The sequence below is a fragment of the Pseudomonas fluorescens genome (assembly GCF_900636825.1).
Taxonomy (GTDB): Bacteria; Pseudomonadota; Gammaproteobacteria; order Pseudomonadales; family Pseudomonadaceae; genus Aquipseudomonas; species Aquipseudomonas fluorescens_BG.
Window position 1 is genome coordinate 4,510,006 of sequence record NZ_LR134318.1, and the last position, 19,892, is coordinate 4,529,897.

The following is a 19,892-nucleotide window of genomic DNA, read 5'->3' on the forward strand; positions in this document are numbered from 1 at the left end:
CGTGACCGAGAGCACTCTCGAAAACGCACATGGACGAACATCACATGCAGCCAACAACCCAAAATTCGATCACCCCGGGTAAATCCCGACTCCTAACCGCCTCATTTCTAATCGTCTTTTTCTGCCTGCTGCATATGGCCTTACGTATCGCTCAAAAGAACGAAATCATGGCCGTTGGAGCAGTCTGGGTCGCAAATGCACTAACCATGGTGCTGCATGTTATTTACTGGAAGCGTTATGGCCTGTCCGCCGGCTTTAAAATCGCAGTTGTTGTCCAAATCGTCATTACCATTCTGCCCTTCCTGTTTGGCAATCTCGGTTTTTTGGCTGTTCTGTTGATGCTGGGTGGCGAGATCCATTACTAGTAACCCGCGCCGCCTCCCGCTATTAATACCCCTCCCCCACTCAAGGATCCGAGCCCCACCATGAAATTCGATCTCGCCTACTGCCTCAGCCTCGACGACAAGTTGTCGATCTATGACGTTCGCGATCTCAATTTCGATGAGACGGTGGCCTTCGATTCCGCGAAGGAACACTTCCAGTGCCCCAACGATGCTTGTCGTTCGGCGTTCGAGGCTTCCAACGAGTTGGGTACTTTCAACGCCAAGAACGTGAATTACGTGCGCACGCCGCACTTCAAGAATCTTCCCACGACGCAGCATGTGGCTGGTTGTCCGTATGTGAGTTTGAAGGCGTCGGCGTCTGGCGTTGAGACGGCGGATGGCGAGGTGGATGACGGGCGTGAGGAGCACTTCCCATCAGAGTTGTTGCTGACGCGGCGGGAGTATGTGCGCAAGCCTGTCGCGCCGGCGGGGGCGGCGGATGTGTTGCGGGATGATCCGGTGCGGGCGGCGGCGGACAGTGGTAAAGAGTCGGCGGGTCGTGAGTCGGCGCCGGACAAGACCAGTGTTTTCGCGCATCCGGTGGAGTGCTTTGTGTCGAACTTCGCCGACAAGGAGTTGCTTAAGCGGATGCCGTTGAAGATTGGCGAGCATACGGCGCCGTACAGTTCGTTCTTCAAGAAGATCGAGTATCTGACGGACAACAAGGGGCTGATTTACTGGGGGCGGATCAAGAAGATCGAGGACTTCCACAGTGCCAGTTTTCGTATTGATTTCGAGGACAAGGTCTGGTTCAAGAAGCCCGAAGACAGTAAGAAGAAGCCGTATCCGGTCAGCGTTTATCTGAACAAGAAGCTGATCGACAACTACCGCAAGCGCAAGGCGTTTCTGCAAGAGATCAAGCACGCGGTGGAAAGCGACAAGGCGTTGTTCTGTTTCTTCTATGGGGTGACGCCGGAATTGAAGCAGGTGCCGGGCAAGAAGAACCCCGAAAAGCCTTTCGAGGTCTTCAATGCCAATATCGAGAACCTGGATCACTTCATGATTCGAGAAGCGCCGGGGTTGGAGTGAGGATTAATTGATGTGTAACTTCAGTCATCCGTTTAAAAGAGCAAGATCAAAAGATCGCAGCCTTCGGCAGCTCCTACAGTGGGTTTGATGCTAGGGGTTAGCTGAGGACCACGACGCCACACGGATTTGCCGCTCCGTTTGCCTGCGTCGCTCAATTACTGCTTCAACGCCACGCTCCTCAATTCCGCAGTACTGACGCAACCAATGAGCGAGCATTTCTTCATCGGGGCGGAAGTCATCCTTTCGGTCCTTGGTGTTTCGAATGTGCGAGTTCATTTGCGCATCGAAACCGATGGCTGCACGCTCGCCATCGGGCAAGCAGCCCCACTCTGCCGCGCAGTCCTCGAAGAACCAGGCAATTTGTTCGATGTGCTTTTGTGCGCTGCGATGGCCACGGCGATAAAAACGATGCTGGCGGCTAACCTCGAAACGATCGGCCATCGTCCCCGCGTCGACCCATTGCATGAGGTCATGATTGATTGCATCGCGGATCAAACCTTCGCGCCGCTCGTTAAACCACGCCACAAACCCTCCGGCGTCAGCCTTTTTGGCATCGGCCAGGATCAGGCAATAACGGATTTTGACATGAATGGCCAACAGCACGTGTTTGCGCTGTACGGTGATCGCATGAACTAACCAGTGCTCTTCCGCGCCGTTCAGCTCATCGTCTTCTATAACCGATGACGGCGGCTTGGTATCCACCGGCGTGATCGTTTTGCCTTTATGAACACGGCTGAAAAACTTACTGGCGGCTTCGGTGCAATTGAAGATCAACATCCTGGTTCTCTGCTGAAGACTGGAGGGCAAAGCTCTGCCACCGATTCTGATTTTTTTCGCCTACGGCAATCAACGATTCATTTGAGCGAAATGCTCAGCAGCACCACGATCAGCAAACCGATATAGATCCAGGCATGCACCCGATCCGGTATTCGCCCAATCCACCGACCAGCCAATATGATCCCCAGCAACGAACCAGCCGTCAGCAGCGCAAACGCCAGCACATCGACATACCCGATATACCAAACGCCCAAATCAGACTCAGTGAAACCGGCCAGCGCGATGTACGTCAACGTCCCGGCCAACGCCACCGGCACGCTGAGGGGATTGGCCATGGAGGTCGCTTGCGACATGCTCAGCCCGCAACGGCGCATCAGCGGCACGGTCATGACGCTTCCTCCTACGCCGAGAAACGTCGCGATGGCGCCGATGCCTACGCCGCCGGCGGATGTTTCCGTCGTGGTCAGTGGCCGTGGGAATGTGGTTTGGGACTGTGTAAGAAATCCTCGGCGCAGCAGGCAATCGAGGATGGTCACGCCCAGGTAGGCGATGAAGGCGTAGCGGATCACTTCGCCACTGACCCACATCGCAGCGATGGCGCCGACGACCGCACCCACGCCGATGAACCCGCCCAATGGCCAGAGGTAGTCCCGGAGCAGATTGCCCGCGCGCTGGTGTTTGCGTGTGGCGATCAGGGCGTTGACGATCATCACGCAGGTCGAGGTGGCCACGGCGATGTGCATGGCCGATTGTGCAATTGGGTCATCAGCTGCGTGGCTGGCGGTGAGCATGCGATAGAGCAGCGGCACGATGACGAAGCCGCCGCCGAAACCGAAAAGAACGGCGCTGATGCCGGTGAGGCAACCGAACAATGTAAGCAGGAGGTAGAACATAGTGGGCGTCCAGGATCGGGGAAGCCCAGGACATTAGAGCGTGATGCACTGGCCGGCCTCAGTAGTTGGGCCAATAATGTTCGCGTTTACGCCAATCGCTGGAACACGCCTGAATGCGCAATATTTCGATCAATCAGCTCGATGACACGCCTCGCCCGGTCGTGGCCATCGGTACCGATTATTCCCACGGCCACCTACTCCCGTTTCATACGCATCGCCGTGGGCAATTGCTCTACGGCGCCACAGGCGTGATGCAAGTCAGCACCCGGAATGGTAATTGGGTGGTGCCGCCGCAGCGCGCGGTGTGGATTCCACCGGGCGTGGCCCACGAGGTATTGATGCTCGGGGTGAGCACGCGCAGTGTGTATATCGAACCGGGCGACGTGGATCTGGGGCCGGACTGCCAAGTGCTCAATGTGTCGCCGCTGCTGCGGCATTTGCTGATGGAAGCGGTGGACGTGCCATTGATGTACGACCAGGCCGGACGCGACGATGTGCTGATCAACTTGCTGTTACATGAACTGACACGCAGCGCGCCCCTTGCCCTACACACTCCCATGCCAGCCGAAGGAAAGCTCGTCAGTCTGTGTCAGACCTTTCTGAACATGCCCAATGCCCACCAATCGCCGCAGGATTGGGCCGATCAGTTACACATAAGCTTGCGTACCTTTAACAGATTGTTTCGGCAGCAGACCGGGCTCAGCTTTCGTCAGTGGCGCCAGCAGGCGTGCGTCGTGCAGGCGTTGGCACGGTTGGCGGCGGGGGAAGCGGTGACGCGGATTGCGCTGGACTTCCGCTATGAAAGCCCGGCGGCGTTTTCGACGATGTTTCGGCGAGTACTGGGACAGGCGCCGTCCGTCTGGTTGGAAGCGGCGAAATAGGCAAAATCAAAAAATGCGTTTGATCCCGGCCGAAAACAACTGTACAAAAACACAGTACATTTTGAATCAGCACTTTTGAGCCCGGAGCACACCATGGCCTCTCTTGCGATGAACCACGTCCTCGAACGCATTGCCCTTTTCCAGTTCACCCCGACCCACTGCGTCCAGGCCCGCGCCATGCTGGGCTGGAGCGTTGAACAACTGTCGCGCGAGGCCGAGGTGGCGGTGGCAGATATCCAGCGTTTCGAAGCGCAGCAGGACGTGGCGGACGCCGCGAGACTGGCACTGGCTTATCGGTTTGAAGCGCAGGGGTTGGTGTTTTTTCCGGGGTTTGCACCGGGCCGTAGTGGCAGGGCGCAGGGCATGGCGGGGGAATCGGTGGGCCGTGGGGATTTTGCGATGGCTGAGTAAGCTGGCGAGGGGGACGCCCCTCACCAACTGAACGGATTCATGCGTTCTGTACCACCGCATCACTCTCCTCTTCAACCGCCATCCACCACGTACTCCCCCGTTGTGGATGCGCAATATTGAACGCCTCACCCATTTGCGGGGTGGTAATCGCAATGCTGCGTTCCCATGCGAGGGCGAGGATGCGGTCGAAGGGTTCGTGCCATGCGTGCATCGCCAAGTCGAAGGTGCCGTTGTGGATAGGGAAGAGCCAGCGACCTTTGAGGTCGATGTGCGCTTGTAACGTCTCTTCCGGTTGCATGTGCACGTGTGGCCATTCGACGTTGTAGGCGCCGGTTTCCATCAGGGTCAGGTCGAACGGGCCGTATTGTTCCCCGATGCGTTTGAAGCCGTCGAAGTAACCGCTGTCGCCGCTGAAGAAGATTCGTGTGTCGGCGTCGATCATCACCCATGACGCCCACAGCGTGCTGTTGCCGTCGAACAGACCGCGACCGGAGAAGTGCTGCGACGGTGTGGCGATGAAGCGGGTGCCGGCGATTTCAGTGCCCTGCCACCAGTCGTACTGACGCACTTTGCTGGCGTCGACGCCCCATTTGATCAGGATGTCGCCGACGCCGAGCGGGGTCAGGAAGTAGGTCGTTTTAGACGCGAGTTTAAGTACGGCTTCGTAGTCGAGATGGTCGTAATGATTGTGCGACAGAACCACCGCTTCGATCGGCGGCAATTGATCAATGCTGATCGGCGGCTGATGGAAACGTTTCGGCCCAGCCCATTGCACCGGCGAGGCACGCTCGGCGAAGACCGGGTCGGTGATGAAGAATTTGTCGCGCATTTTCAGCAGGAGGGTCGAATGCCCGAGCCGATAAACGCTGTGATTGGGTGCAGCCAACAGATCTTCTCGGGTCAGCGGCTGCACGGGGATCGCGGCGGTCGGCCGGGTGTTCTGCGGTTTGTGGAAAATCATGTTCCACATGATCCGCAGCATTTTGCGCAGGCCTTCACGCTGCACCGGCGCGTGATTGCGGAACAGCCCTTGATCCTGTCGGGACGCTTCGGGTGTGGGAGTTTTATCCGCGAAAGAGACTGGATTGGCCATGACTGAACGACTCCGAAAAACCGTGTGCTGCACGGTATCTCACGGGAAATGAAAATGGCCAAGCTGCACGCACAGGCCGAACGCTTCGGTTGTAAGGTGCGAGGATTAACGCAACATTACACTGAGCGGTGTAGTTTCTAGGTTGCATCAAAGCCGACGCCAAGTAAACTGCCAAGTGTAATTTACTCCCCTGCCTGCCGAAGCCCGCTCATGACCGCTCCACAACGTCTTACCGACCGAAAACGCGAAGCCATCATCCAGGCGGCGATCGCCGAATTCCGTGCTCACGGGTTCGAAATCACCAGCATGGACAAGATCGCCGCCTCCGCCGGTGTGTCGAAACGCACGGTGTACAACCATTTCCCCAGCAAAGAAGAGCTGTTCGCCGAGATCCTCAATCAGTTGTGGGCGCGGATCATCGCCGAGCCGTCGGTGACCTATAGCCGCGATCAACCGTTGAGCGACCAGCTTCGGCAGATATTGCAGGAGAAGGTGCAGATGATGGCCGACGAGAATTTTCTGACCCTGGCGCGAGTGGCGATTGCCGCGACCATACATTCTCCCGAGCGTGCGCAGAACATGATCGAGCGCATGGGCGAGCGCGAAGAAGGCCTCACCGTTTGGATTCGCGCCGCGCAGGCCGATGGTCGTCTGAAACCGGTGAATCCAGAGTTCGCCGCGCATCAAGTGCAAGGCTTGCTCAAGGCTTTTGCCTTCTGGCCGCAGATGTCACTCGGGCGCGCAGCGCTTGATCCAGACACGCAGAACACGGTGGCTGAATCGGCGCTGGAGATGTTCTTGGCACGCTATCAGAGCTGATCAGCCAAAAGCTTGTGACTGTGTACAACTAATTTCGCAAAAAGTTATACAAACCCTCGAAAAATTCCTTCCTTGTACAACTTTATGAAGTTTTGTATAAGTAGCCAACTGCCAGTAACGGAACGCTGGCATTGAGCAGCCATCACCGAATGCCGTCCGTGCATCTCGGTCTGCCGGCGCAGGAATAGGGACTGAATCCATCTGATTTCCCCCATTTTCCGAGTATCGCAAGCATGTTTTTCAACCGCCACAAAGCCGCTCTCGACGACATGCAACGGGCCCTGACTGAGCAGTCGGCATTTTTAGAAGCCATCAATCGTTCGATGGCAGTCATCGAGTTCGATCTTAATGGCGTGGTGTTACGTGCCAATGACAATTTTCTCAAAACCATGGGCTATACCGAAGCCCAAGCGATCGGCCAGCCGCACCGGCACTTCTGCACACCCGAGTTCGGCCGTAGCGCCCAGTACAGTGAATTGTGGTCGCGCCTGAAAAACGGACAATTCCAGTCCGGCACCTTCGAACGGGTCAACAGCAACGGCCAGCCGATCTGGCTCGAAGCCAGCTACAACCCGATCAAGGATGCGACGGGGCGGGTGACTAAAGTCGTCAAGTACGCGATGGATGTCACCGCGAAAGTGCAGCAGGAGAACGAAGCGAACGCCAAGTTGCACGCGATTGACCGGGCGATGGCGGTGATCGAATTTGATCTCGACGGCAATATTCTTAAGGCCAATCAGAATTTTCTGACGCGCATGGGATACACCCTCGCCGAGCTCAAGGGCAAACATCACCGTTTGTTCTGCACCGCGGAACAGGTCAACAGCAGCGCCTATCAGGACTTCTGGCGCCGCTTGAATCAGGGCGAGTTCTTCCATGGGCAATTCGAACGCGTGGACAAACGCGGGCAAACGGTGTGGCTGGAGGCCAATTACAACCCGGTCTACGACGCGTCCGGCCGCTTGTGCAAAGTGGTGAAATTCGCCTCGGACGTCACCGCCCGGGTCGAGCAACACGAACAGGATGCACGCAGCGCCAGCAATGCTTATCACATCTCGGTCGAGACGCGAAAAGTCGCCGAACAAGGTACGCAAGTGATCCAACAGGCCGCCAGCGAAATGCGCGAAATAGCCTACGACATCAGCCAGTCTTCAACCCTGATCGCGCAACTGGGCGACCGCTCCGAGCAGATCACGGCCATCGTCAACACCATTCGTGCGATCGCCGATCAGACCAACCTGCTCGCCCTCAACGCCGCCATCGAAGCGGCGCGCGCCGGTGAACAGGGGCGCGGCTTTGCCGTGGTGGCCGACGAAGTGCGGCAATTGGCAGCGCGGACCAGCGGTTCCACTGCGGAGATTTCCAACATGATCGGCCTGATCCAGAGTGAAACCCGGCAAGCGATCAAAAGTATGGAAGGCACCCGCGAACGCGCGGCTGAAGGCGTGGAATTGGCAAACCAGGCCGGGACGGTGATTCTGCAGATTCGCGATGGTGCGAGTCAGGCGGTGGATGCGGTGAGCATGTTTGCCAATGAGCGAGCGCCGGGGTGATCAGGACTGACAGCAGCCCGTGGTTGGATCGCAATTGCGGCTGGCGATGAATTGAGGTGTGGCCTTCGCGAGCAGGCTCGCTCCCACAGTGGATTTGTGGGCGCTGCAGATTCAGTGTGATAGCAATCCCACTCGTGAAATGGCCGGGACAACTGACGCTGTCCACCGCATACGCAATCAAAAGGAGCAAGGAACGCCATGGACAATCGCAGCATTCGCATCGCGCTGATTGGCGATTACGATCCGCAAGTTACCGCGCATCAGGCTATTCCAGTGGCCATCGGCCTGGTCGCCGAAGACCTTGACCAGACGGTGCAGTTCGAATGGCTGGCCACCGATCAGATTCACGACGAAACGACGTTGCTTGGCTTCGACGGTTTCTGGTGCGTGCCGGCCAGCCCTTACAAGAGTGAAGAAGGCGCATTGCGCGCAATTCGTTTTGCCCGCGAGGGGCAGCATCCTTTCCTCGGGACCTGTGGCGGTTTTCAACATGCGGTGCTGGAATTTTCCCGCAACGTGTTGGGCTGGGGTGATGCCGAGCACGGAGAAACTTCGCCGGAATCCAAACGCGCGGTGCTCACCCCGGTGACCTGTTCGCTGGTTGAAGCCATCGACGTCATTCACCTCCAGTCCGGCTCGTTGATCGCCAAAGCGTACGAAAAATCTGAAATCGAAGAAGGCTATCGCTGCCGTTATGGCGTGAATCCGCAGTTCGAACAGCATTTGATGAGCGACCGGCTACAAGCGGTAGGCCACGATTCAGCGCGGGATCTGCGCGCTATCGAACTGAACAGCCACCCGTTCTTCGTCGCCACGCTGTTCCAGCCGGAACGCGCCGCGCTAAAGGGCATAACTCCGCCGCTGGTTCGGGCCTTCGTGAAAGCAGCCGCCTTCGCGAGCAGGCTCACTCCCACAGCAGGTTTGTGAACGCAGAAATTCAGTGTGGGAGCCAGCCCTGCTGGCGATGACGGCGCCCAGCTACTTCAAAACCTCAACCGCGTACCAGACTCCGCACCGCAACAATCTCCGGCACTTCAACTTTGCTCATGTAAACGCGCAACGGTTCGGTGATGTTGATGCGGTCGTCAATGTGTTGATCGAGCAGCAACTGAATCAACTCGCGCGTGAGCGTCATGGTGGTTTCCGACGCCGGCGCCCAGACGAATTCACTGGCCGGGATAATGCCGTCGTCGGCGACATCCATGCCGAACGAGTCTTCGCTGAAGCGCACGATGTATTGGCCGGTCTTGCGGTTGAGGCCGACGAAGCCTTTGAGCTCGTCAGCGGCCTGGCAGATGAGTTGGGAGGTGATGCGCATGGTAAACCTCACGAAAATTGATCGACGGTTTACACGCAAGGCAACGCAGCGGCGTGCCCTCTGCCGGGGCATCTGCCGAGCGCAAGCCTACTGCAAACAGCGCCACAAAAGCGTGGGAAAAATCGCTTTTAATATATTTATGTCGGTCTGGCGATAGCACGTAATCGATTCAGTTGTTAAAAGAGAGGTCTTTGAAAAACCTGCGAAAGGATCTCGAACATGCCCGCCTCTTTCACCAAAAGCGCTATCGTCCTGAGTCTCCTGCTCGGCATCGGTCAAGCGCACGCCGCCAGTCACAGCGACCCGGAAGCCGTGGCTGCGGCGCACGGCATTCCGCACCCGGCGGTGATCGCCCACCGTGGCGCGTCGTTCGATGCCCCGGAATCCACCGCCGCGGCCTACAAGCTGGCCCGCGACCTCGGCGCCGATTACCTCGAAATGGATTTGCAGCGCAGCAAGGACGGCGTGCTGTTCGCCCTGCATGACGACAACCTGCAACGCACCACCGACGTTGCCAGCAAGTTCCCGGAGCGCAAGGACAGCCCTGCCACCGCCTTCACCATGGCCGAACTGAAAACCCTCGATGCCGGCAGCTGGTTCAACACCAAATACCCGGATCGCGCGCGACCGTCCTACGTCGGTCTGAAAATCCTCACCCTTGATGAAGTCATCGACATCGCCCGGGCCAACCCGCAGCACAAGCCCGGCCTGTACATCGAGACCAAGGAGCCGCAGCTGTTTCCCGGCATCGAACATGACCTCAAGGAAAAATTGCAGGATCGTGGCTGGCTGAGTCCCGCCGGTTCGAAACTGGCCAAGAGTGCGCTGGGTGTCGGTCAGGGCAAAGGCAAAGTGATCCTGCAAACGTTCGATAAAAACAGCCTCGAACTGCTGGAAAAGGAAATGCCACAAGTGCCGAAGATTCTGCTGTTGTGGGTCGGCGAAGGCAGCATCGAGCCGAAATCCGGCGTGACGTTTGCCGCGTCCGGGGAGAAGGACAAAAACGTTTTCTATGGCAAGCAAGAGCCAAAGTCCGACGCTGAATTCAAGCAATGGGTCGATTACGCCAAGGCCCAGGGCGCGATCGGCACCGGGCCTTCGGCAAAGCTGACCCATGGTGGTGACCAGAGCTATTCCGATCTGGTGCAACCCTGGATGAACCAGTACACCCACGACCAAGGCATGCTGGTGCATGTTTATACCGTCGATGAGCCGGTGGATTACCAGAAAGTCATGGCAGCGGGTGTCGACGGCATCTTTACCAACCGCGCCAGTGAATTGCTGAAGTTCTATAAGCGTCCGGCGACTGGGAGTGTTGATGAGGTTTTGAAGAAGAACGGTTTCTAACTTGTTATCGAGTCGCCTGCTTCGCGAGCAGGCTTGCTCCCACAAGAGCCGTCAGATTTTAAGGGTGAGTTAAGTTGCGCTGGTTAATCTGAACCCACTTACACAGATCAACCACTTCTACGCATAACCAAGGAATGAACCGATGAAAACTTTGACTGCCCTGTTTACTGCCGCTGCCCTGACCCTCACCGCTGGCCTGGCTCAGGCTGATGTTCGCATCGATCAGATCCCGCAACTGGTCAAGGACGGCAAGATCAAGTCGCTGGAGTCGATGAATGCCGAGGCACTGAAACTGCACCCTGGCGCAACCATTACCGACACCGACCTGGATAACCACTTCAACGGTTATGAGTACGAAGTTGAACTGAAAACTGCTGATGGCAAAGAGTTCGACGTGGACTTTGATGCTACTACCGGCAAAGTGTTGAGCAACAAGCAAGACACCTGATAAATAGTTGTTAAATAAGCCGCACGATTGAAAAATCGTGCGGCTTATTCATGTCTGGTGTTTGGCTTTGTTGATGTGTTGTCAGTGAGATTTTTCTCCCCCTCACCCCAGCCCTCTCCCCCCAAGGGGCGAGGGCGAAAGGGAGCCGATCAGGCGGCTATCCAAGACCTGAGTACAACTCGAAATCTCAGGTCGGCGTACCTCGAATAGTCACAGCAGTCAGTCCCCTCTCCCTCTGGGAGAGGGCTAGGGTGAGGGGAAAAGGCATCATTCCGAGGTGCTGACCAACGAGCCGGAGGTGCTGCTGTCGGAATCCTGCAACGCCTGCAACAGCGAGGCCGAGGTGGCGGTGACCTGCGCCTGTGCCGCAGCCACTTCGGCGATCTTCACATCAGAATTCTCCTGCTTCGCCTGCGCCGCTTGCAACGCTTGCTGCTCCTCCTGCAATTGCTGCTGCAACTCGGCGATCTGCTTGCGCAGCTCCTTCACCGCATCCGATTCTTCACTGCTGGAATCGCTGTCACCCGCCGACGCCGCACCGCCGCCCGCAGCGACTTTGCTGGTGTCGGCCGCCACGCTGGTGCTGGCGATTACGTTGCTTGAGCTGTCGTCACCGACATCGGTGATCGCGGTTTTGCTGGTGGGCGTGGTGACGGTCTGATTGATCGAAACAGAAGTGATGCTGACCATGGAAAGGCTCCAATGCCGGTGATAGATAACCGGTCATCGACCACGCCCGCATCGATTTGAGATCGACTATGTACCGACTCGGTATCCGAACCGGTACACGGTCCCTGGCGTCAGGCGCTCAGGCGTGCAGTGACTTCGTTCAGTTGCCCGGACAGACCATGCAGATTCTGGCTGGCGCTTTCGGTGCGCTGCACGTTGTCGAGGTTGGTACTGGCGATCGACGTGATCTCGGTAAGATTGCGCGAGATGTCTTCGGCCACCGAGGTCTGCTCTTCGGCGGCGGTGGCGATCTGACGGTTCATGTCGCGGATCGCTTCCACCGCGTGGGTGATGCGCTCCAGCATCGCGCCAGCCTGAGTCACCTGCTCAACGCTTTCATCACTGCGCGTCTGGCCGCTGTCGATGGCTTGCGCCGCGTCCACCGCGCCGGTCTGCACGCTCTGAATGATCTGGTTGATCTCGATGATCGACTCGGCGGTGCGCTGTGCGAGGTTGCGCACTTCATCGGCGACCACGGCAAAACCACGCCCGGCTTCACCGGCGCGCGCCGCTTCGATCGCAGCGTTGAGCGCCAGCAGGTTGGTCTGTTCGGCGATGCCGCGAATCACTTCCAGCACTTTGCCGATCCGGCCACTGTCGGCTTCCAGACGACGGATGACGGTCGCGGTGTTGGCGATTTCACCGCGCATCTGAGTGATCGAGTGGATGGTGCTTTGCATGACCTTTTCACCCTGCTGGGCGGACTGGTCAGCATCGTCGGCAGCACGTGCGGCGTCTGCGGCGTGACGCGCCACTTCCTGCGCAGTGGCGGACATTTCGTTCATCGCCGTGGCCACTTGATCGGTGCGGTTGAACTGCTCGTTGGTGCCGCCGGCCATGGTCGTGGCAATCGCATTCAACTCGCCGCTGGCGCTGTCCAGATCCGACGCGCTGCGTTGCAAACGGGTGAAGGTGTCGGCGAGGAAATCACGCAGGGTGTTGGCCGCAGCGGCGAGATTGCCCAGTTCATCCTGACGGTCGCTGACCACACGTTCGGCCAGTTTGCCGCGACTCAATTGGGTGACGTAATCGATCAGTTTGCGGATCGGCTCGACCAGGTTGCGGTTGACTAGCCACAGGCTTAACAACCCGATCAGCAGACCCGACGCGAGCATCACCAACAGCCCCAGCCACACGGTGCGATCGGCCTCGGCACTGATCAGCGCCGACTGCGCGGTGCCTTGCTTCCGCAACTCGGCGACCAGTTCGCTCATCTGATCACTGGCGGCACGGTCAACGCCTTTGACCGCCGCGTCACCCGCCGTCGGATCACCACCGGCAGCCACGTAGGCATCGCGGCCCTTCTGATAGGCAGAACCGAGTTGGCGATGCTCATCGCGCAGGCGTTCGATGCGGTTTTTCAGGCTCGGCTCAAGGCCTTTCTGCCCGGCCAGTTCGCCGAGAATATTCTGCACATCGCGCTGACGATCTTCGAACTGGCCCCAGTACTTGGCCAGATCCGCCGGTTGCTTGCCGCGCAGCAGGACGTTTTTCCATTCCTGTACCTGCACCTTGAATTGCAGGTTGGCTTCATCGATCAGTTGCGAAGTGTGCAACGGGCCGGCGATCAACTGGCTGTAGCTTTGCACGCCATTGGAAAGGAAATGGAAGCACGCCAAGGCGATCAACAGCATCGCCAGCAGACTGCCACTCAGCAGGGCGAGAATTTGCGCTCTCAGGGATTTTTGCAGCATTGCGAGGTACTCGAAGCAGGGATGAGGCACGCCCGAGCGGACGTGAGAAATGGTCGGACTTCCCTGTCTACGCACCGTGGTCAAAAGCCAATAACGCGCAACCTAACCCACCTGAGATCGGCGCGCCAGAGCCCTTCTTGAGAATCTTCCGACAGCCGGCAACGTATTGATTTGATGTCTTTTTATTGTCATGAAACGGTCATGTGAGCTTGCGATGATGCCGCTTCAGTGAACCTGAAAATCCTGCACCGGCTACTTCCTTTCAGCGAGCCCTGATGAACAACAGCCTCGACACCAGCCATCGCGATCCGGACCTGTTTGGCTTGCTTTATGGCTTCCGCTTCTCGCCCGGCGAGCGTGGCCGCGAAGTCGATTCGGCCACTGCCCTGCGGTGTTTGCAGGATGACAACGACACCAGCGAATTCCTCTGGTTGCACCTGAATCTGGCTCACGCGGCGTGCGAGCGCTGGATGAAAAGCCATCTGCAATTACCCGATGAATTTTTCGAGGCGCTGCACGAAGGCTCGCGCTCTACACGCATCGAACACGTCGACTCGGCGTTGCTCGCGGTGGTCAACGATGTGGTGTTCAACCTCAGCAGCATGGTCTCCTCCGACGTGTCAACGCTGTGGGTTTGCGTGCGCAGCAAACTGATTGTCAGCGCGCGCCTGCAACCGCTGCATTCGGTGGACAAATTGCGCTCGTCGGTGAAGGCCGGCGAGTGCTTTCGTTCGCCCTCGGAATTGCTCGTGCATCTGCTGCGCGATCAGGGCGAAGTGCTGACGCAGATCGTGCGCAAGACCAGCCTGAGCGTCGATCAGGTAGAGGACCAATTGCTTTCCTCGCGCCTGGCGACCAATCGCGCCGAGCTCGGCGCCAACCGTCGCGTACTGGTGCGTCTGCAACGATTGTTGGCGCTGGAACCAGGTTCTCTGCTGCGCCTGCTCAATCGTCCGCCGCCGTGGTTGCAGAAAGAAGACGTTAAGGAATTGCGCAAATCCACTGAGGAATTTGCGCTGATCATCAACGACCTCACCGCCCTCGGCGAGCGGATCAAATTGCTGCAGGAAGAGATCGCCGCCAACCTCAACGAACAGAGCAACCGCACGCTGTTTACCCTTACGGTGGTGACGGTGCTGGCGCTGCCGATCAACATCATCGCCGGTTTTTTCGGCATGAATGTGGGTGGAGTGCCGCTGTCGCAGGATCCGCATGGGTTTTGGATACTGGTCGCGCTGGTTGTGACATTCACGGTGATTGCGGGGCGATGGGCGTTTCGCAAGCGTGGCGATTATTAAGATCAAAAGATCGCAGCCTGCGGCAGCTCCTACACTGGAACACCTCCTGAAATGTAGGAGCTGCCGCAGGCTGCGATCTTCTTAATTTGCACTGAATAAACCAACACTGACCTGACGCACTCTCTCTGTAACATTCTGCAACGATCATGGGCGACATTCCTTCCCTCGCTCAGGATTGCTCGCCATGGCTACCCCTTCACTGACAGCCAGCCCTACGCCCGCCGCCAGCGGCAGGCCGGCGCTGGACAAGAAACCCGGCCCGTTCACCTACGTGATCTTTTTCGCCGTGTTGGCGATGGGGATGCTGTTCACCGCTTACAGCCTGATGCACGACATGCACGAGCTCGGCACGGTGGTGACCACCTGGACGCCGTTTTTGCTGCTCGGCGTGGCGCTGTTGATCGCGCTGGGTTTCGAGTTCGTCAACGGTTTCCATGACACGGCCAACGCGGTGGCCACGGTGATCTACACCCACTCGTTGCCACCGAATGTGGCGGTGGTCTGGTCGGGGTTCTTCAACTTTCTCGGCGTGCTGCTTTCAAGCGGCGCGGTGGCGTTCGGCATTATCGCGCTGTTGCCGGTGGAGCTGATTCTGCAAGTCGGCTCATCCGCCGGATTTGCGATGATTTTCGCCCTGTTGATCGCGGCGATCCTGTGGAACCTCGGCACCTGGTGGCTAGGCTTGCCGGCGTCGTCTTCGCACACGTTGATCGGCTCGATCATCGGCGTCGGCGTGGCGAATGCCTTGATGCATGGCCGCGATGGCACCAGCGGCGTCGACTGGGCGCAAGCGACCAAGATTGGTTACGCACTGCTGCTGTCGCCGCTGGTGGGTTTCGGTTGTGCCGCGCTATTGCTGCTGGCGTTGCGCGCCTTTGTGAAAAACCGTGCGTTGTACAAGGCGCCGAAGGGCAATACGCCGCCGCCCTGGTGGATTCGGGGCTTGTTGATCGCAACCTGCACCGGCGTGTCGTTTGCCCATGGCTCCAATGATGGCCAAAAAGGCATGGGCCTGATCATGCTGATTCTGGTCGGCACATTACCCATGGCGTATGCGCTGAACCGCACCATGCCGGAAGAACAATCGCTGCAGTTTGCCGCCGTGGCGCAAGTCACCCAGCAAGCGCTGGTGAAGAGTGCACCAATGCCCGCGCCCGCCGACCCGCGCCCGGTGCTGTCCGATTACGTGCGCAGCAAAGAGGTCACGCCGCAATTGATCCCTGCCCTCGCCGCCCTCACCGGCCACATCGGCGAGGAAGTCAAAGGCTACGGCTCGCTGGCAAAAGTCCCGGCCGAAGCCATGGGCAACGTGCGTAACGACATGTACCTGGCCAGCGAAAGCATTCGCCTGATGGACAAGAACAAGGTCGGCAATTTCGACGCCGACACGCTCGGCAAATTGCAACTGTTCAAGCAACAGATCGACAACGCCACACGGTTCATTCCCCTGTGGGTGAAGATCGCCGTGGCCATTGCGCTGGGGCTCGGCACCATGGTCGGCTGGAAGCGCATTGTGGTGACGGTCGGCGAAAAAATCGGCAAGACCCATTTGACCTACGCGCAAGGCGCATCGGCGGAAACCGTGGCGATGCTGACCATTGGTGCTGCGGACATGTTCGGCTTGCCGGTGTCGACCACCCATGTGCTGTCGTCGGGTGTGGCGGGCACGATGGTAGCCAATGGCGGCGGCTTGCAGATGAGGACGATCCGCAACCTGCTGATGGCGTGGGTGTTAACCCTGCCGGCGGCCATCCTGCTGTCGGGCAGCCTCTACTGGCTGTTCACCCAAATCTTCTGACTGTCATGCAAATCCCCCCTGTAGGAGCTGCCGAAGGCTGCGATCTTGTGATTTTGAAAAACAAGATCAAAAGATCGCAGCCTTCGGCAGCTCCTACATGGGGGTTTGCGGTGTCGGTTAGAGGGTTGAGCGGATGACGTCGCCCAGCCAGTCCATGAACACCCGCACTCGCAGCGGCAAATGTCGCTGCCGCGCGTACAACAATGAAATTGCCATCGCCGGCGCGGTGTATTGCGGCAGCACCGTGACCAGTTCGCCGCTCTCCAGATGCGGCTGCAGGCCGGTACGCGGCACCTGCGTCAAACCGAAACCACCCAGGCATGCCGCCTCATACGCATCGGTGCTGTTGACCGTCACGCTGCCGGCCATCGGCAGGTGTTTTATCTGACCGCCCTCCTCGTACACAAACCCCTCGGAACGCGACCCCAGCACCCCGACGTAATGCACCAGCCGGTGCTGCGCCAGATCTTCCAGCGTCTGCGGCACGCCGTAGTGTTCGAGATAGCCGGGGCTGGCACAGTTGACCATCGGAAAGTCGCCGAGATGCCGCGCAACCACCGATTGATCAGGCTGAGCGCCGATGCGCACGACACAATCGAAGCCCTCGCTGAGCAGATCGACCCGGCGGTCAGTGCTGCTGATTTCCAGCTGCAGATTCGGGTGACGCGCCATGAACTGCGGCAGCCGCGGCATGATCAGGCGCCGCGCAAGAATGTTCGGCAGGTCGATGCGAATCCGTCCGCTGAGCGAGGCTTCGTCCTGCCGGAACAGACCCTCGATTTCGTCCATGTGCGAGAGCAGGTCCTTGCTGCGTTCGTATAACACCAGACCATCCTGGGTCGCCTGCACCTTGCGCGTGGTGCGTTGCAGCAGGCGCGTGCCGAGCAATTTTTCCAGCGCCTGCACCTGCTCGGACACAGTGGAGCGCGGCAACCCGAGGCTTTCGCCGGCGAGGGTGAAACTCGACAGTTCGCTGACCCGTACGAACGTGCGCAACAGCTCCAGCTTGTTCATGTGCCGACTCCGTGATTGTTCGGCCTAGCCGATCAGTGATTCCGGTTTCAGCCTGTTTATCAGCATCAGGCGGATAAATAAACTCAAGCCATCACCATCACCGCACCCGAGGAAATCACATGAATCGCAAAATTGCATTGATCACCGGCGCCAGTCGCGGCCTCGGTAAAAACGCCGCACTCCATCTGGCTGCGCAGGGCATCGATATCATCGGTACCTACAACAGTCGCGCCGACGAAGCGCAGGCATTGGTGAGTGAATTGAACGCGCTGGGCGTCAACGCGGCGATGCTGCAACTGGACGTGAGCCGCAGCGACAGCTTTGCTGCGTTTGCAGCGCAGGTAGAGCAAGTGCTGCTGCAGACGTTTGAACGTCAGCGCTTCGATTATTTGATCAATAACGCTGGAATCGGCGTACACGCGCTCTTCACCGAAACCACGCCGGAACAGTTTGATCTGCTGATGAATGTTCAGTTGAAAGGGCCGTTTTTTCTGACCCAGCAATTGCTTCCCCTGATCAACGACGGTGGGCGAATCATCAACATTTCCAGCGGCCTGACCCGCTTCAGCTTGCCGGGTTACGGCGCCTACGCAGCAATGAAAGGCGCGATGGAAGTATTGACCCGTTATCAGGCCAAAGAGCTGGGCGCGCGGCAGATCGGCGTGAATATTCTCGCGCCGGGCGCGATTGAAACCGACTTCGGTGGCGGAACCGTTCGCGACAACGCGGCGGTGAATGCGATGGTCGCCAGTAATACCGCGTTGGGGCGCGCCGGTCAGCCGGATGATATCGGCGGCGCACTGGCGCTGTTGCTGTCACCCGGTGCGCAGTGGATCAACGGCCAACGGGTTGAGGCTTCGGGCGGGATGTTTCTCTAACAACTGACACCGACCCTGTAGGAGGTGCCGCAGGGTGCGATCTTTTGATTGTGATTTCAAAGATCAAAAGATCGCAGCCTGCGGCAGCTCCTACACGGTGATTGTCGTCAGCTTTCACATGTGCCGCGGCTCATGACGCGCTCGCGCAGCACGTCATAGCCCCAGTGATAAACGTAGGTGTACGGCAGAAAAAACAGCAGCACACCGACGTCGAGCAGAAACGCCTGCCACAGGCTGACCGACAGCCACCAGGCAATCAACGGCACGCCCATCACGATCAGACCGCCCTCGAACAGCAAGGCGTGCACGACACGGGTCCAAGCGTTATGGGCAATATTCATGCGCAGTAGCGCGCGGTCGAAAAACCGGTTGAACACCACGTTCCAGACCAGCGCCAGCACCGCGATCATTACGGTTACGGCGCCCATGTCGAGCAGCGGTTTTTGCATGATCCATGCGAGCAACGGCGTGCAGATGAGGATGGCGAGAAACTCGAAACCGATGGCCTGGAACACCCGCTCGGTGATGGACTTCGGGACAGTCATGTCTGACTCCTTGTTTGACGATGGTTGCCATGATCAAGCCGAGCTCCGATACTTCAAAACCAATAACAATCGATCAAGGCGATAGTTCATGGCTTCGCAAGAAGTGCTCTTGGCGTTTGTACAAGCAGCCACGCAAGGTTCGTTTTCAGCGGCGGCGCGCAAGTTGGGGCGTAGCCAATCGACCATCAGCGCGGCGGTGGCCAGCCTTGAGATCGATCTGGATTTGCAGCTTTTCGACCGCAGCAGCCGCAAGCCGACGCTCACCCCCGCCGGCCATGTGATGCTGCAAAAAGCCGAGGCAATCCTGGCCGCGACCAGCCGTCTGGAAATGAGCGCGCGGCAACTGGCGCAAGGTGTCGAACCGAAGCTGACCGTAGCGATTTCCGATACCTATCAGTCCTATCGTTTCGAGGCGGCATTAGTGGGTTTCGAGCAGCGTTATCCGGAGCTGGAGCTGGAATGCCTGATCGCCGAATGCGATGACTTGATCGAACTGGTGCAGCGCGGCCGGGCGCATCTGGCTTTCGCGGAGATGCAAGATAACTACCCGCCGGACCTGGTGACCGCGACCGTCGCCGAGCGCACGGAAATTGCCCTGTTCGTCAGCCGCGAACACCCGTTGGCAACGCTTGCTCAGGTCGATCAGCAGATTCTTGAGCAACATCGCGAGTTGCGCCTGGCAACTATCGTCAATCCGTATGACAGTCGCGGCAAGGGCCGGGTGTGGTCGGCGCCGAGTTATCTGATGCTGCTGGAAATGGCTGAAAAAGGTTTTGGCTGGGCACCGTTGCCGAGATGGCTGGTGCAGCGTTATGCCAATGGTTTGCTGGTGGAAGTGAATGTGCGCGGCTGGCCGAAACCGGTGTTCGTCGATGCGCTGTGGTCGCGCCTGTATCCGCCGGGGCCGGCGGGGAGCTGGTTGCTGAGCAAGATGCTGGAATAACGTCGCACGCAATCGCGAGCCGGCGTGAAGCCAAAAGCCCC

The 19,892-nt window shown here is 58.4% G+C and carries 21 protein-coding genes; 13 read left to right on the forward strand and 8 right to left on the reverse strand.

The genetic code is table 11. From position 1 onward, the window contains the following. Window positions 1–29 precede the first annotated feature (29 nt). On the forward strand, window positions 30–365 hold the full coding sequence (locus EL257_RS20470) for a hypothetical protein (protein WP_232013040.1): 336 nt from the start codon (window positions 30–32) through the stop codon (window positions 363–365). Window positions 366–425: 60 nt separating this feature from the next. Continuing rightward, window positions 426–1,412: a hypothetical protein gene (locus tag EL257_RS20475; protein ID WP_126365662.1), complete on the forward strand. Its 987-nt coding sequence runs from the start codon at window positions 426–428 to the stop codon at window positions 1,410–1,412. 90 nt (window positions 1,413–1,502) lie between these two features. Here EL257_RS20475 and EL257_RS20480 read toward each other — a convergent pair whose 3' ends face one another. After that, window positions 1,503–2,189, reverse strand: coding sequence for a DUF6933 domain-containing protein (locus tag EL257_RS20480; RefSeq protein WP_126365664.1), 687 nt, complete (start codon window positions 2,187–2,189; stop codon window positions 1,503–1,505). 77 nt (window positions 2,190–2,266) lie between these two features. Next, the gene (locus EL257_RS20485; protein WP_126365666.1) at window positions 2,267–3,082 is read right to left on the reverse strand and encodes a sulfite exporter TauE/SafE family protein; all 816 of its coding nucleotides are present in this window, start codon (window positions 3,080–3,082) and stop codon (window positions 2,267–2,269) included. 113 nt (window positions 3,083–3,195) lie between these two features. Between EL257_RS20485 and EL257_RS20490 the strand changes: the two genes are divergently transcribed. Together EL257_RS20490 and EL257_RS20495 are read left to right on the forward strand one after the other, a co-directional pair. Beyond that, window positions 3,196–3,963, forward strand: a complete 768-nt coding sequence (locus tag EL257_RS20490; RefSeq protein WP_126365668.1) for an AraC family transcriptional regulator — start codon at window positions 3,196–3,198, stop codon at window positions 3,961–3,963. Between the two features lie 93 nt (window positions 3,964–4,056). Then, window positions 4,057–4,374, forward strand: a complete 318-nt coding sequence (locus EL257_RS20495) for an XRE family transcriptional regulator (protein ID WP_126365670.1) — start codon at window positions 4,057–4,059, stop codon at window positions 4,372–4,374. A 37-nt stretch (window positions 4,375–4,411) separates the two neighbouring features. Here the strand turns inward: EL257_RS20495 and EL257_RS20500 are convergent, their stop codons facing one another. After that, the gene (locus EL257_RS20500; protein WP_126365672.1) at window positions 4,412–5,467 is read right to left on the reverse strand and encodes an MBL fold metallo-hydrolase; all 1,056 of its coding nucleotides are present in this window, start codon (window positions 5,465–5,467) and stop codon (window positions 4,412–4,414) included. Window positions 5,468–5,677: 210 nt separating this feature from the next. Here EL257_RS20500 and EL257_RS20505 point away from each other — a divergent pair, with 210 nt between their 5' ends. The 3 genes from EL257_RS20505 (at window position 5,678) to EL257_RS20515 (ending at window position 8,766) form a co-directional block, all read left to right on the forward strand. Then, entirely contained in the window at window positions 5,678–6,286 is a 609-nt protein-coding gene (locus tag EL257_RS20505; protein WP_126365674.1) for a TetR/AcrR family transcriptional regulator, read from the forward strand. Window positions 6,287–6,519: 233 nt separating this feature from the next. After that, window positions 6,520–7,839 (forward strand): methyl-accepting chemotaxis protein, encoded by a 1,320-nt coding sequence (locus EL257_RS20510; protein ID WP_126365676.1) that lies wholly within the window; start codon window positions 6,520–6,522, stop codon window positions 7,837–7,839. Between the two features lie 198 nt (window positions 7,840–8,037). Continuing rightward, window positions 8,038–8,766, forward strand: a complete 729-nt coding sequence (locus EL257_RS20515) for a CTP synthase (protein WP_126365678.1) — start codon at window positions 8,038–8,040, stop codon at window positions 8,764–8,766. 64 nt (window positions 8,767–8,830) lie between these two features. Here the strand turns inward: EL257_RS20515 and EL257_RS20520 are convergent, their stop codons facing one another. Then, the gene (locus EL257_RS20520) at window positions 8,831–9,157 is read right to left on the reverse strand and encodes a DUF2025 family protein (RefSeq protein ID WP_126365680.1); all 327 of its coding nucleotides are present in this window, start codon (window positions 9,155–9,157) and stop codon (window positions 8,831–8,833) included. 219 nt (window positions 9,158–9,376) lie between these two features. Between EL257_RS20520 and EL257_RS20525 the strand changes: the two genes are divergently transcribed. Both EL257_RS20525 and EL257_RS20530 read left to right on the forward strand, forming a co-directional pair. Next, entirely contained in the window at window positions 9,377–10,504 is a 1,128-nt protein-coding gene (locus EL257_RS20525) for a glycerophosphodiester phosphodiesterase (protein ID WP_126365682.1), read from the forward strand. Window positions 10,505–10,646: 142 nt separating this feature from the next. Then, entirely contained in the window at window positions 10,647–10,952 is a 306-nt protein-coding gene (locus EL257_RS20530) for a PepSY domain-containing protein (protein WP_030142484.1), read from the forward strand. A 267-nt stretch (window positions 10,953–11,219) separates the two neighbouring features. Here EL257_RS20530 and EL257_RS20535 read toward each other — a convergent pair whose 3' ends face one another. Then, entirely contained in the window at window positions 11,220–11,642 is a 423-nt protein-coding gene (locus EL257_RS20535; RefSeq protein ID WP_126365684.1) for a hypothetical protein, read from the reverse strand. A gap of 110 nt (window positions 11,643–11,752) precedes the next feature. Further along, complete coding sequence (locus tag EL257_RS20540) at window positions 11,753–13,375, reverse strand: methyl-accepting chemotaxis protein (RefSeq protein ID WP_126365686.1); 1,623 nt, start codon at window positions 13,373–13,375, stop codon at window positions 11,753–11,755. A gap of 275 nt (window positions 13,376–13,650) precedes the next feature. On the opposite strand from EL257_RS20540, the gene EL257_RS20545 reads away from it, so the two are divergent. Further along, window positions 13,651–14,673, forward strand: coding sequence for a transporter (locus EL257_RS20545; RefSeq protein ID WP_126365688.1), 1,023 nt, complete (start codon window positions 13,651–13,653; stop codon window positions 14,671–14,673). Window positions 14,674–14,857: 184 nt separating this feature from the next. Then, window positions 14,858–16,471: an inorganic phosphate transporter gene (locus EL257_RS20550; RefSeq protein ID WP_126365690.1), complete on the forward strand. Its 1,614-nt coding sequence runs from the start codon at window positions 14,858–14,860 to the stop codon at window positions 16,469–16,471. A 117-nt stretch (window positions 16,472–16,588) separates the two neighbouring features. Here the strand turns inward: EL257_RS20550 and EL257_RS20555 are convergent, their stop codons facing one another. Continuing rightward, window positions 16,589–17,485, reverse strand: coding sequence for a LysR family transcriptional regulator (locus tag EL257_RS20555; RefSeq protein WP_126365692.1), 897 nt, complete (start codon window positions 17,483–17,485; stop codon window positions 16,589–16,591). Between the two features lie 119 nt (window positions 17,486–17,604). Between EL257_RS20555 and EL257_RS20560 the strand changes: the two genes are divergently transcribed. Continuing rightward, the gene (locus EL257_RS20560) at window positions 17,605–18,363 is read left to right on the forward strand and encodes an SDR family NAD(P)-dependent oxidoreductase (RefSeq protein WP_126365694.1); all 759 of its coding nucleotides are present in this window, start codon (window positions 17,605–17,607) and stop codon (window positions 18,361–18,363) included. Window positions 18,364–18,470: 107 nt separating this feature from the next. Here EL257_RS20560 and EL257_RS20565 read toward each other — a convergent pair whose 3' ends face one another. After that, the gene (locus tag EL257_RS20565) at window positions 18,471–18,908 is read right to left on the reverse strand and encodes a multidrug/biocide efflux PACE transporter (RefSeq protein WP_126365696.1); all 438 of its coding nucleotides are present in this window, start codon (window positions 18,906–18,908) and stop codon (window positions 18,471–18,473) included. A gap of 88 nt (window positions 18,909–18,996) precedes the next feature. Here EL257_RS20565 and EL257_RS20570 point away from each other — a divergent pair, with 88 nt between their 5' ends. Further along, complete coding sequence (locus tag EL257_RS20570) at window positions 18,997–19,851, forward strand: LysR family transcriptional regulator (protein ID WP_126365698.1); 855 nt, start codon at window positions 18,997–18,999, stop codon at window positions 19,849–19,851. Window positions 19,852–19,892: the final 41 nt, after the last annotated feature.